This is a genomic window from Fibrobacter sp. HC4 (genome assembly GCF_023373925.1).
Lineage (GTDB): Bacteria > Fibrobacterota > Fibrobacteria > Fibrobacterales > Fibrobacteraceae > Fibrobacter.
In genome coordinates this window covers 77,438-90,623 of the sequence record NZ_JALCZV010000013.1, presented here as the reverse complement: position 1 = coordinate 90,623, position 13,186 = coordinate 77,438, and the positions used below count along the sequence as shown (strand labels likewise).

Annotated in this window: 8 protein-coding genes; 1 reads left to right on the top strand and 7 read right to left on the bottom strand. The window is 50.1% G+C overall.

The window, feature by feature from the left end:
- Nucleotides 1-110 precede the first annotated feature (110 nt).
- Nucleotides 111-2,270, top strand: a complete 2,160-nt coding sequence (locus MMG03_RS09950; protein WP_249506187.1) for a carbohydrate-binding domain-containing protein — start codon at nt 111-113, stop codon at nt 2,268-2,270.
- A 186-nt stretch (nt 2,271-2,456) separates the two neighbouring features.
- Here the strand turns inward: MMG03_RS09950 and MMG03_RS09945 are convergent, their stop codons facing one another.
- From MMG03_RS09945 to MMG03_RS09915, 7 genes are all read right to left on the bottom strand, one after another.
- Complete coding sequence (locus MMG03_RS09945) at nt 2,457-3,566, bottom strand: type IV pilus twitching motility protein PilT (RefSeq protein WP_073159999.1); 1,110 nt, start codon at nt 3,564-3,566, stop codon at nt 2,457-2,459.
- Nucleotides 3,566-6,460 (bottom strand): tetratricopeptide repeat protein, encoded by a 2,895-nt coding sequence (locus MMG03_RS09940; protein WP_101478923.1) that lies wholly within the window; start codon nt 6,458-6,460, stop codon nt 3,566-3,568. Before MMG03_RS09940 ends, MMG03_RS09945 begins: the two co-directional genes overlap by 1 nt.
- A gap of 14 nt (nt 6,461-6,474) precedes the next feature.
- The gene (locus MMG03_RS09935) at nt 6,475-6,720 is read right to left on the bottom strand and encodes a Trm112 family protein (RefSeq protein WP_073159995.1); all 246 of its coding nucleotides are present in this window, start codon (nt 6,718-6,720) and stop codon (nt 6,475-6,477) included.
- Between the two features lie 61 nt (nt 6,721-6,781).
- On the bottom strand, nt 6,782-8,368 hold the full coding sequence (locus MMG03_RS09930; protein WP_073284801.1) for a glycosyltransferase family 2 protein: 1,587 nt from the start codon (nt 8,366-8,368) through the stop codon (nt 6,782-6,784).
- Between the two features lie 18 nt (nt 8,369-8,386).
- A complete protein-coding gene (locus MMG03_RS09925; RefSeq protein WP_073159991.1) occupies nt 8,387-9,103 on the bottom strand; it encodes a polyprenol monophosphomannose synthase in 717 nt (238 codons plus the stop codon).
- Between the two features lie 55 nt (nt 9,104-9,158).
- A complete protein-coding gene (locus tag MMG03_RS09920) occupies nt 9,159-10,082 on the bottom strand; it encodes a glycosyltransferase family 2 protein (RefSeq protein WP_073159990.1) in 924 nt (307 codons plus the stop codon).
- Nucleotides 10,083-10,118: 36 nt separating this feature from the next.
- Nucleotides 10,119-13,184, bottom strand: a complete 3,066-nt coding sequence (locus tag MMG03_RS09915; protein WP_073284827.1) for a DUF2723 domain-containing protein — start codon at nt 13,182-13,184, stop codon at nt 10,119-10,121.
- Nucleotides 13,185-13,186 lie beyond the last annotated feature (2 nt).

Below are 13,186 nucleotides of genomic sequence, written 5' to 3'. Positions count from 1 at the left end.
CATTTAATAGTAGGCTTACCATAAAATTCATCATTTTATTTCATCTAGACAATTCAATCAAAACATATCTTTCAAGGCAGTGTAAGGAAAACTCAATTCAAAGGGCTATTATGACATCAAGGAAGTTTTTGGGTATTTCGGCTTTCGCAAGCCTCTCTTTCGGTCTAATGGGCGGCTGTTCAGACAGTTCCGTCGATGCAAACACTGCAGAAGTACTGGGTCAGGGCGGAATCGAAGCCGGCACACAGAGCCTGTGCGGTGATTTGATTTCTCTGTTTGATGAAACCAGCAACACGACCTATTGCTTCGATGCAAACAACCAGCTGCAATATTTTGTAGACGCCGCAGGAAACACCACCAACGCCACCATCGGAGATGCAACACAAACCACTCCTTCTGGCGATCCGTCCATTGAAAATCCCAGTCCCGATATTCCGGCGACCAATGTATGCGTCGATCCCGTTGACGGAACCGTCGCCATCAACACTGTCATTTCTAGCGCAGATGGCAGCACCTACATGTACGACGCCAACTGCAACAAGATTATCTTGACCCAACCCACGGCCGGCACCCCATCTACCGACACGAACCCCATTGAGGGTACGGACACTCCCGCTTCCAGCACAAGCGTCGCAGAAAATCCGGTTGGGGCCGCCAGCTCCTCTTCTACAGGCATAGCCGTTTCTAGCGGCAGCTACGAATCCGCCTCCAACGGGAACTCCCCCACCATTACCTACGCTACATCTGGCGCAACCCTCACAAATGACAACGGCTGCGTTACTGTAAACGGAGGCGAAGTAGAAATCACCTGCGCCGGCGAATATGAATTTAGCGGTAGCTACAAGGGAGCCGACGCCCAGATCCGCGTCAACTCCCCCAAGGCAGATTCCGGAGTCTACCTGAACCTTCGCGGTCTCACACTCGAAAACACCGCAGACGCTCCCATTTACGTGCAACAGGCAAGCAAGACTTTCGTAGTTGCAAAAAGTGAAACCGTCAACACCCTAAGCGACGGAAACACCCGCACCAAGACCCATACCTACGTCAACAGCAACGGCGTTACTAAAACAGACACCACAAACGCAGCCATCTACTCCAAGGACGACATGACCTTCAAGGGAACCGGCACCTTGAACGTCACCGGCAACTACAATAACGGCATCCAGAGTTCCAACGATCTCCGCTTCCGCGGCGAAACCACCATCAATGTCACCGCCAAGAACAACGGCATCAAGGGCAAGGGCCTCGTAGATGTTGAAAAAGGCAACATCACCATCATAGCCACTTCCGGCGATGGCATCAAGAGCGATGAATGCACCGTAAACGGAAGCGATACCACTATTATTGAAGGCAAGGGCATCGTAAGCATCAAGGGCGGCTCCATCAACATTACCAAGGCCGGTGATGACGGCATTCAGGCCTTCAACTATGTGATGATTTCCGATAGCGTCTCGGTTCCTTCCATCAAGGTGAATTCCACGGGCAAAGGCATCGTTTCCGAGAACCGCGTCTACATCAACGGCGGCGAAAACACGGTGACTTCCGGCGACGACGGCGTCCACAGCAATCTGAATATTGACTTCAACGGCGGATTTACAACGATTACCGCAAAGGGCAATGACGGAGTCCATGCAGACTCCTCCCTACGCATCACAAACGGTACCGTCTACGTGAAGGACTCCTACGAAGGTCTTGAGGCCTGGTACATCACCATCAGCGGTGGCGTTACTGACGTTTACGGTTCCGATGACGGCTGGAATGCAGCTGGTGGCAATGACGGTTCCGGCAACAGCACGCAGACTGGAGGCAACAACTGGGGCAATCGTCCCGGTGGATTCGGCGGAGGCATGGGCGGCATGGGCAGTTCCAGCGGACATCTTACTGTAACCGGTGGCGTACACTACGTAAAGACAGGTTCCGGTGATACCGACGGCATCGACTCCAACGGCGAACTGACCATTTCCGGCGGCGTCGTGGTGGTAGAATGCCAGATTAGCGGCGGCATGGGCGGTTCCTTCGACTCTGACGGCACAGCAACACTCACCACAAAGACACTTCTCGGCTTCAGCAAAAGTAAGTCCGAGGCGGGCACCAGCTACAACGTAAGCTTCAACACCAACGGCTACTACGGTAACTCCAGCATCGCTTTCAAGCCCACTACTTCCGGCAGCTACATCCAAGGCACCAGCCAGGTTTCTACCATAAGCAACATCAACAGTTATAGCAAGAACGTCACCTTCCCCAACGGAAGCACCGTTTACTACAACTAAGAAATTACCCTCCTAACCCCCAAAGGACCTTCCGATTCGTCGGAGGGTCCTTTTCCAAAAGCAGCGCACACCTCCCCCAGCAATCAAATTCCGCGCAGTTTACCCCTGAGGAAAACAAAAAAAACACCGGCTTTTAACCGGTGTTCTTTGCAAAATTTGCGGAAATATTCGCAAGGTCTAGAACGATTACATCCAGCCGCGATCAGAAGTGCCGGAAATACCGCGGATCTTAAGATCGAAGTCATCACGGTTGGTAGCGGCATTCATTGCAGTTTCAAGGGTAATCTGTTCGGTCTGATACAGTTCCAGCAAGGCCTGGTCAAAGGTCTGGCTCTGGTACTGCATATGACCATCAGCGATAGCTTCTTCAATAAGATCGTTCTTATCCTTGTCCTGGATGTACTCGCGAACGGCACCGGTGTTCACCAGAATTTCTGCTGCGGGAACACGACCCTTGCCATCCTTGGTGGGCAGCAAGCGCAGAGAAATAATGCCCGCCAGAACTTCACCCAGAAGCAGACGGATTTCATCATGCTGGTGCGGCGGGTACATAGAAAGCACACGGTGAATAGTTTCAGTTGCGTTGGTGGTATGAATCGTAGCGAACACCATATGACCGGTATCAGCAGCGGTCATGGCAATCTGCATGGTTTCCAGGTCACGAATTTCGCCCACCAGCAAAACGTCAGGGTCCTGACGAAGAGCGGCACGAAGGGCATTCGCATAAGAAAGGGTATCTACGCCAATTTCACGCTGAGAAATAATGGCGACGTTATCCTTATAGAGGTATTCGATAGGATCTTCAACGGTAATGATGTTCACCGCTTCGCTCTGGTTAATGTAATCCAGCATAGAAGCCAAGGTGGTAGACTTACCAGAACCCGTCGTACCCGTCACCAGAATAAGGCCGCGCTTGGTCAAAGCCAACTTCTTGATGATTTCAGGCAAGTGCAGTTCTTCGAAGGGAGGAATCTTTGCCTTAATATGACGGATAACGATAGCGATGGAACCGCGCTGACGGAACACGTTCACACGGAAACGACCCATATCGCGGGCGCCCACAGCAAAGTCGCATTCCTTATTCTGTTCAAAACGCAGTTTTTGGTCACGATTCATGATATCATCCAGGAAGGAATCCATCATACCGCCATCGACGCGGATGTCAAAAGGTTTAGTCAGGGCACCGTTAATACGGTAGACCGGAGGTACACCCACGCGAATGTGCATATCAGAAGCCTTGCGATTCACCATTTCGCGCAAGAGCTGTTCAATACGAAGCTGAGCCTGTTCTGCCATTAGGTGTTACCTCCAAACTTGTCACGGAAAATCTTTTCAATTTCATCCTTACGGGCCGCAAGTTCCTGATCACCGGGTTCACGCTGAACCAGTTCCTGGTACATCTTGAGAGCGTCGGCATAAAGTCCCTGGTCAAAATAGATTTCTGCCAAGGTTCTAGTTCCCATGCTATCATCAAGATTCAGTGCGCCCCTTTCGATAGGAGCATCCGGATTCTTTACAAGGCCAGCAGTGATTTCATCGTCAGAGTCACCTGACATCAAGAAATCCATGCCGCTGCCAGTAGTCTTGGGTGTTTCGGTCAGCGCATCATCTTCCATGTCGAACAGACCCTTAAAGGCACCGGAAACTTCACTTTCCAGAGAAGCCAGGTCCGGATTTCCGGCAACGGGCTTTTCGACGAAAGAAACGTCTGCCTCAGGAGCAACTTCAGAAGGAGCCGCGGAACCAACCTCAGGGGCGACAAAATCATCATCGCCACCAAAAAGACTGTCGAAGGACTTATTCAAATCCGTTTCCAAATTACCCGATGCAGGATTCTGCAGAGATTCTTCTACAGCGGCAGTCGTGAGCTGCTGTGCGGATTCAAAATTCAAGTCAGACGATTCGGTTTCTGAATTCATGCCAGGCAAATCCAAATCATCGTCATCACCAAACATGGATGCAAATGCACCGCCCATTTCCTGAGCAATATCAGTAGATTCCTGTTTTTCGGAAACAGGGGCTTCGGGCATAGTCAATTCCGATTCAGCCAAATTAACTTGTTCAACAAGTGTTTTTTCAGCCTTTTCCTCGGGCAGATCATCATCCGCGCCAAAGATGGAATTGAAAGCAGAACCAACTTCAGAATCGTCATCCATGAACGACATGGGAGAAGCGATCTGCGGATCGGAAGGAACATCCACTTCCGATACAAACTTCGGTTCTTCGGTAGTTTCTAGGGCAGGAACTTCAAATGTTTCTTCTGCAGCTTGTTCAGCCTGACCTTCGGCAAGCATGTCAACCGGAGCGTCGAAGGAGAGATTGTCATCACCGCCAAGAGACAGTTCAGAAGATTCGCTGGACTTTTCAAAGAGATTTTCTTCGGGAAGTTCATCTTCACCGAAAATAGAACCAAAGGCGTCATCCACGCTCACAGGCTTATCGGCAGCGGGAGCGGCTGCGACCGGAGCCTCCGGTACGGCAGGAATATCAGACAAAGCGGAAATAGATTCAGACAGAGGTTCGTCTGACATGGAATCCAGAGATGTAGTGCTAAAGTCTGCATCGGCGGACTTTTCAAACATCGAGAAACCAGCCGGTTCGTCAGCCAGTTCGGCAGCAGGAGCAATTGTTTCTACAGGTGCTGCGGCTTCAACAGGTGCAGCCGGAGCGGCAGGTGCAGAACCAAATTCATCAGGAAGTTCATCTTCGCCGAAAATAGAATCAAAGGCATCGTCCACGCTCAAGGGCTTGTCTGCGGCAGGTGCAGCCGGAGCGGCAGGTTCTTCCAGAGCTGCAGGTGCAGCGGGTTCTTCGAAGGAAGTCAAAGAAGAGAAGGAATCATCGGCAAAAGAAGATGACTTTTCAAACAAGGAAGATTCTTCGGCAGCCGGTTCTACGGGTGCCGGAGCGGCAGGAGCTGCAGCAGAGGCTGCAGGTGCGGAACCGAATTCTTCAGGAAGTTCATCTTCACCGAAAATAGAATCGAAGGCGTCATCTACACTCAGGGGCTTGTCAGCAGAAGCTGTAGACTGGCTTTCAAAAATCTTGGATGCATTTGCTTCGGCAGCTTCATCCACAACAGATGCAGAGAAATCAGCAGCCTTGGGAGCAGGCATTTCTTCGGCTTCAAGATCATCATCTAGGCCGAACATATCCGACAGGGCGGCATTAACATCGTTGCCGGAAACATTGTCATCTGCAGGGAATTCTTCAATGGGCTTATCGATATCATCGTCAGCCCTAATGGAATCCATAACAGAATCAAGCGAAGCAGTCAGTTCATCGATTGCGGCATCATCACCGGAATCGCTGTTCGGAAGCATGGCGGCAAGAGCAGCAAACGGATCATCATCGTTAGACGAACTGCTCTCTGAAGCAAAGCCAAAACCAAAAGAGGAAGACTGTTCTGCAGGAGCGTCATCCTCCTGCATACCGGAGCTGAACAAACCCGACGAACCCATGCTTTCAGAAGCAACATCATCGTCAGAGGTTTCGCCGAAAGCTTCACCAAAGGCCTTTTCAAAGGAGCGGCCACCGGAGTTAGACTTTTCAAACAAGCCTCCCCCAAGAGATTCATCGTCAGCAGAATCATCAGGACCGCTAAAGAGTCCAGTATTAGAATTGGATTTTTCGAAAAGACCACCATCGGAGGATTCATCATCATTTCCGGATGACAGGGCATCAGAAAGATTGAAGTTCAGAGAATCGTCACCATCAGACGGAACGTCAAAGCCACCAGAAACTTCTTCGGTAGCGGCGCCAGCAACAGCAGCGGCTTCGGCCACGACTGCAGCCTCAGGAATGACATCGTATTCATCCTTCCAGAACTTGTTCAGGGGATCCATGTCATGGTAGCGACGGTAGCAGCGGTTACGTTCGGCGACATTTCCCAGGCGATCATAAGCGTCGCCCATAATCTTTTGGGCAGCCAGGTTAAACGGATCCATCACAAGAATGTTGGTGCATTCCTGTACGCAATCTTCAAATTCTTCTTTCTGAAAGAGAATCTTGGAACGAACAAGTCTAGCCGCAATATCACCAGGATAAAGGGTCAAACCACCGTTGACTCTCTGAAGAGCAGTGTCCAAATCACCTGCAGCAAGTTCCATATCGGCAAGCCAGGCAAAAATCTTGGACTTACTGTTTTTCTTGCCTACAGACTTTTTTAGAGATTCCAACGTCACCGCCATAAACACCTCTACAATTAGAGCAAAATTGCTTCGTCAGACAAAAGGACAGGAATTCCTTCACGGACAGGGTAAACCCTAGAACCGTCAGCAGTAATCAAAGCCTCGGTCAAGGATTCAGTAATTGTTTCACCCCCCACATTCTTGAGGGTTCCGGCAGAAATAGCACTATTCAAGGCAGAAAGACGTTCGCTATCTGCCAACTTGAGGGCTGCACGAGTTTCGGGGCAGCAAATAATATCCAAAAGCTTAGAATCTAACATAAGACCTTTATTACCAATTACTTACACAAAAATAATATCATTTCGCGAAAACGTTGTAGACCTAATGGAGGTATTTAAGGTTTACAAGGGCATAATCGCCATCTTTTCCGTTTCCTATGAGCAAAAACACACGTAAACCCAACTTTTCAAGCCAATTTACGTCGTAGGGCTCACAATATCCAGAGAAATTGGACACCACCAGAAGTTCGCGGCAGCCAGTTCGATTGCAAACAGACTCCATACTGGAAAGGGGGCCCAACAGGTGCTGACGATTGCTTTCGGAAACCGCCTTAGGGTCATTGGATACGCAACCCAGAATTTCGATACCGGGAATCACGTTGTAACGGTCAAACCAGTTGTCCAGAGAATCCTGGGAGCCGCCCAGCAAAATGGAACGATGACGTTTCTTGGCAAAAATGCGGTAGAAATAGTTTATCCAGAAAGCCACACGACGCCAGGCCTTGAGGGCCAGGGGGATAAATAAGCAGGACACTTCCAATTCAAGCAGAGCGTGAATAAAGTGACTCTTAGCGCTAGGCATGTCGTCCAGAGGCAACAAATAAGGCAAACAGACTCCTGCCACAGCCAGTATATTTAGAGGTAGCAGAAAGCGGATAAATCTCTCCCCCTTCAAACTACCGTTAGCGTACTCCCCCCTAAAGGTAAGGAAGACGATATTGATCAAGGCTACAACACCCGCAATCAACCAGCCGTTTTCAAAATGGACGTTGGCCACAAGTCCCCACAGAGCCACCACACCCAAATCCAGGAAGATTTTCCAGAACTTTGGAATCAGGCGGGAGAACATTCCCACAAAGGCAGCAAACAGGATACCCAAAGTCACAAACAGTGTCGGCACAAAGTACAAGTCCTTATGCTTCTTCACGAAAATAATCATGGCCTTGTAGAAATCCACATAGGATTTCCAACGGCGAGTCTTGCAGCTCTGTCCCTTGAAATGAAGGATATTGGTTGCCGGAGTGTAATAGTTCTTGAAACCAGCCACTTTTGCACGGAAGCAAAGGTCCAGGTCCTCACCATACATGAAGAAGTCTTCATCAAAGCCCTTCAGCTGTTCGTACAAGTCACGACGCATGCAGAAGAAGGATCCGCTGATGGCATCCACTTCCGTAACCTCTTCGGGGTCGGCGTAGGTCATGTTGTAGGAAGCAAACAGCTTGCTCTTGGGAAACAAGGCGGCCAGCCCCACCGTCTTTGAAATGGCAGAGAACGCCGTGGGGAACGAACGGCGGCAAGCCAATTGCAGGGAACCATCCTCATTCAGGATACGGCTGCCGGCAAGACCCGTTTCCGGATGTTCCTGCACGAATTCCAGCATCTTGCGGAAGGAATCCTTGGAAACGAGAGTATCCGGATTGATAAAGAACAGATAGGGGTTGGTAGCCGACTTTACAGCAAGATTACATCCCTTACCAAAGCCCAGATTTTCCTTGGAATCTATCCACAGGACTTCAGGGAAGAACGCCTTGATTTCTGCAGATATGGGTTCAGGCGAACCATTGTCCAACACAATGACCTGGGTATCCAAGCCTTCACTTGCGTCACGGACGGACTTTAGACAGGCAGGAATAAAGTCACAGGAATTGTAGGCGACAATAATAACGGAGCAGGAATAATCTACAGCCATGGAACACCCTTGTTTAGATTATGCCAAACCCAGACGCAGCTTAAGGACCAGGAAGAATGCTTCAGAAATAATGCCACCGCTCATCTTGGAAGTGCCGCGGGTACGGTCGGTAAACACGATGGGAATTTCCTTGACGGTAAGTCCCTTCTTCCAAATCTTGAAGGTAGTTTCAATCTGGAAGCAGTAGCCATCGCTCTTCATCTTGTCCAGGTTCAGAGCCTGCAGGGCGCTACGACAGTAGCACTTGAATCCACCGGTAGCATCGCTAATGGGAAGACCAGTTGCAATACGGGTGTAGACATTAGCGCCATAGCTAAGAATCAAACGCTTCAGATCCCAGTTGACCACGCTAATCTTACGATCCAGATAACGGCTACCCAGCACAAGGTCAGCACCATTTTCTGCAGCTTCCAGGAAGCGGTTCAAGTCGGCAGGATTGTGGCTAAAGTCGGCATCCATTTCAAAGACGCGTTCGAAGTCACGTTCAAGAGCCCACTTGAAGCCAGTCACATAAGCAGAACCCAGGCCCATCTTGCCGGGACGGCGAAGAAGATGGATGCGGGGATTCTTTGCAGCTTCCGCTTCAACCATGTCTCCGGTACCATCGGGAGATCCATCGTCCACCACCAGGATTTCCAGGCATTCGTTCTGCTTCAAGATAGCAGACATGATCAGCAGGATATTTTCCTTCTCGTTGTAGGTGGGAACAATTACCAAACTCTTAGGATAAGACATGCTTTTGTACTCCAAAACGTTTCTAATCAAAAATCAACAGTTAAAATAACAAACATTACTTGTCGTTAATGGATTCCGCCACAGGATAAGTCTGTTTCTTGTTTCCATTCATCATTTCACCAAGAAGCCCAAGACTAAAGAACTGCACGCCCATGACCAGGGAGAAACCGCCAGCCAGCAAGAGGGGGCGAACATGCAGGGCGCCCAGCTTAATCCATTCATAGCCGAAGTAGCCACAAATGCCAAAACCGGCCAGCATAAAGATCAAGCCAAGCAAGCCAAAGAAATGCAAGGGCTTTGCGGCAAAGCTGCGCAGGAACATGAGAGAAAGCAAATCCAGGAATCCAGAAACCAGACGGGAAACGCCATACTTGGAAACGCCATGAACGCGTGCTCGATGAGCCACAGGCATTTCGGTAATGCGGAAACCCTGCCACTTGGCCATCACCGGAATAAAGCGATGGAAATCGCCATACAGGTGAATGAAGCGGACCACGGAACTGCGGTAAGCCTTGATGCCGCAGTTAAAATCGTGGAGGCGCTGTCCGCAAACTGCAGACACAGTCAAGTTGAACAACTTGGAAGGCCAAGTCTTGTGCCAGGGATCCAGGCGACGGATCTTCCAACCCGAAACCAGATCATATCCCTCATCGAGGATCTTAATCATCTTGGGAATTTCAAGAGGATCGTCCTGAAGATCGCCATCAAGGGTCGCCACATACTTGCCGGTAGCCTTGGAGAATCCGAAAGCCAAGCCAGCAGCCTTACCGCAATTGAACTGGAAGCGGAAAGCCTTCAGGAAGGAATATTCCTTCGACAGGGACTCCACCACTTCCCAAGTGCTGTCACGGCTACCATCATCAATGATAATGACTTCGTAGGTAAAGCCAGTGGGTTCAATAGCGGCAACGATTTCCTTAAGAAGATCCGGAAGATTTTCGCTTTCTTCCTTCACCGGGATAACAAGACTTAAATCCATATAAAATCGCTAGTTTCGAGTTTCAAGTTTCAACAGTTAGTTTGCAGCAGCGATAACCGCAGAGGCTGCGCTATCGGCAGGGGCTGCAGAATCAGCGGCAGGAGCCGGTTCTTCAACCTTCAGAGGTTCGTCGGAAAGGGTTTCTGCCTGACGGATAGCCATCATCAAGCGGGCGCGGCCACCTTCTTCGAAGGACGGAACGGCTTCGAGACCGCGGTTAGCCACTTCGATAGCCTGCTGCTTCATACCTGCAGCCTGGTAGACGAATGCGGCAGCCCAGTAGTTACGCCATTCATCGGGGAACTGCTTAATGCCCATTTCCAAATACTTGGCGGAGGCTGTAGCAAGGCTATCCACCTGAGCCTTCTTGTCGGCTGTAAAGGGATGGCTGTTGCGGAGCTTTTCGATCTTGTCGCGAGCATCGAAGGAAATCTGCAGGTACAGAGAAATGTAGCTGGACAGAAGACGGATGGTTTCGTCATTGATATAGGCGGTACCATCACCAAGTCCGCGGTACTTATAGACGTTATCAATAAGGTTTGCGGTATAGGCTGCGTCAAATGCATTACGCTTGGGATTCAGGTCACCCTTCACCAGGTTGTAGACCATGCCTTCCTGGACCATGTACTTTTCGAGACCCATGAAGTTGGAGGTTCCAACGGTGGTAGAAATTTCAATGGGGCGATCCATATTCTGGAGAGCAAGATCGACAACCAGCTTATGCTGGGTCAGCATCATGGAACTACGAGTACGGGCAGCCCATTCAGTAAAGGCATCCCAAACCTGATAGTGGACCTTGAACTGCAGCAGCTTAACAGAATCTGCGGCAGACAGCTGCTGACCTTCCATAGCGTCGATGCGGCTCTTCAGCTGAGGCATCAGGCGCTGAGCCTTCTTGACCCAAGTAGAAGTCTGGTGGTTGGGATTGTTTGCGGAACTATTATCAAGAACCATATCGCTATCAATGGTTTCCTTGGTGTAGCTCAGCTTAAGAATCGGTTCGTTTTCAAGCATCTGCTTGATGTACCAGTCGGTGTTACCCAGAGACAGGTTCACCACGCGCACGTCCTTACGGACTCCGGCCACTTCCTGTGCAAACCACAGCGGGAAGGTGTCGTTATCGCCATTGGTAAAGAGGATGGCGTTGGGGCGGCAGCTGTTCAGCAGGTTGAATGCGTAATCCCAGGGAACCCACAGGCCAGAACGGTCATGTTCCTTGTAGTTGGAAGCACAGGGAATTACAAAGGAAACAAGCACCAGGGCGGCTGCCAGCGGAGCGGCCAAGGTAGGCATAGTTCCGGTAGCGCAAAGGAACACCAGGATACCAGCGCCGATACCGAAGATGAGGCTCATGAAAATGAAGGCCGGAGTATAGAAGTAGTCACGTTCGCGAACTTCGAGATGAACGGATTCGGGGAACGGTGCGCGGCTACCCACCTGGGCAAAGCCCTGTTCGATCTTGGTCCAGTTCTGCCATACAGAGGAGTTGGTGTATGTTTCCAGCTGCTTCTGCAATTCAGCAATACGACCCTGGGTATTTTCGCGACCCTTCAGCATTTCGATGCGGATCTTGGTATGTTCGATATTCTGACGCATGTCGATCAGTTCGTTGGGATCCGGCAGGGCGTTAATGCCTACACCACGAGAATTCAGATCCTGAACATTACGAGTCATGACGCTGACCCAGTAGTCATGGTCACGCTGTTCCATACGGGTGCCATCGGCGAAGTTGATGTAGAACAGCAAACCGAGAGAGCAAAGGGCATAAAGAATAGAAGTAAATACGCCAAGTTTCTTGTTACGTCTCCAGATAAAGACGCAAACCATAACGATAAGACCGTTAAAGATGAGGAAGATCAAGAGCTGCGGCAAGACAGCATCGCCCATGAAGCTCATCTGAGTGGGGAACTTGAAACCAAAGCGTTCCACAGGCTGATTGTCTGCAGAATCAAAGGTGTAAACGCCATTGGCATAGTTCACCTCGCCCACCTTGTAAGGCAGGTACTGGGCCATCTGGTATCCACCGTAACCCATATGAGGGAAGCTGAGGAACTGATGGGCGGTACGGGCACGGCGGTAGAAGGCACGGCTAATCATGCTTTCGGAGCCATATTGCTTACGTTCGATAAAGGCGTTAAAGGCATCCCAGTTTTCAGCCTTGAACAGGTTACCCAACTGCAGGTTGCCCTGATCATCGCGGATGTTGATTTCCGGGTTATTTTCGTCGATGGTGGGGTTCAGTTCAGATCGGATAGGAATATAAAGATGAGTGCTGTAACCAATCAGGGCAAAGAAAGCAAAGGCAAGAGAAAGGCGTACAGCCTTGTTCATGCGCGGGCGGAAAGGCTTTGCAACACTGAGGATAGCCAAGACCACAAGGCAACCCAGGGAAATTTCAATAAAGGCGGACACCATGTAAATCACGGAGCACAGGAGAGTACCGGTGATCCACACAGGAATGCGTTCCACAATCTTCTTAGGTTCTGCCACCAGCAGCAAGGCAAACACGGCAGGAACGGTAAGCATTGTGTACAAGTGAGCGCCAACACCGAGGAATGCGATGTAGCAAATGAAAATCAGAATGCGGTTTGCATAATCTTCATCTTCGCGCTTGTTGTACCAGACCAGACCCAGGTAAGACACCAGCATCAAGATGAGCATGGCAATGCCGTAAACTTCAGCTTCCACGGCGTTGAACCAGAAGGTATCAGAGAAGGTCAGCAAGAAACCAGCCACCAGGGCTGCGGTACCGAGAACAATATAACGAACCTTTTCGGAGATCTTTTGAGCAAGGGCGTCGGTCTTAAGGACGGTTGCCAGAAGTTCCCAGGCGAAAAGGGCGGTAACATAAACAGTCGCAGCGGAGCTAACCACAGAAATGTAGTTCACGCGCTTTGCGATTTCTTCAACAAAAGGCAGAAGAACAATTACTGCACGGGCAAAGAAAACGAAGAAGGGGGTTCCAGGAGGATGGGGAATACCGAGGGTGTTAGCACAGGCCACGAATTCACCGCAGTCCCAGAAGGAAACGGTGGGAGCCATGGTCATGGCATAGACAACCAAGGCAACCAAGCAGGTGATACCTGCAAAAATATGCTTCATCC

Excerpts from the sequence above, each read along its gene's own strand:
- MMG03_RS09925 (WP_073159991.1), bottom strand. The coding sequence starts at position 9,103 with ATGTCTTATCCTAAGAGTTTGGTAATTGTTCCCACCTACAACGAGAAG.
- MMG03_RS09920 (WP_073159990.1), bottom strand. The coding sequence starts at position 10,082 with ATGGATTTAAGTCTTGTTATCCCGGTGAAGGAAGAAAGCGAAAATCTT.
- MMG03_RS09930 (WP_073284801.1), bottom strand. The coding sequence starts at position 8,368 with ATGGCTGTAGATTATTCCTGCTCCGTTATTATTGTCGCCTACAATTCC.
- MMG03_RS09935 (WP_073159995.1), bottom strand. The coding sequence starts at position 6,720 with ATGTTAGATTCTAAGCTTTTGGATATTATTTGCTGCCCCGAAACTCGT.
- MMG03_RS09915 (WP_073284827.1), bottom strand. The coding sequence starts at position 13,184 with ATGAAGCATATTTTTGCAGGTATCACCTGCTTGGTTGCCTTGGTTGTC.
- MMG03_RS09950 (WP_249506187.1), top strand. The coding sequence starts at position 111 with ATGACATCAAGGAAGTTTTTGGGTATTTCGGCTTTCGCAAGCCTCTCT.
- MMG03_RS09940 (WP_101478923.1), bottom strand. The coding sequence starts at position 6,460 with ATGGCGGTGACGTTGGAATCTCTAAAAAAGTCTGTAGGCAAGAAAAAC.
- MMG03_RS09945 (WP_073159999.1), bottom strand. The coding sequence starts at position 3,566 with ATGGCAGAACAGGCTCAGCTTCGTATTGAACAGCTCTTGCGCGAAATG.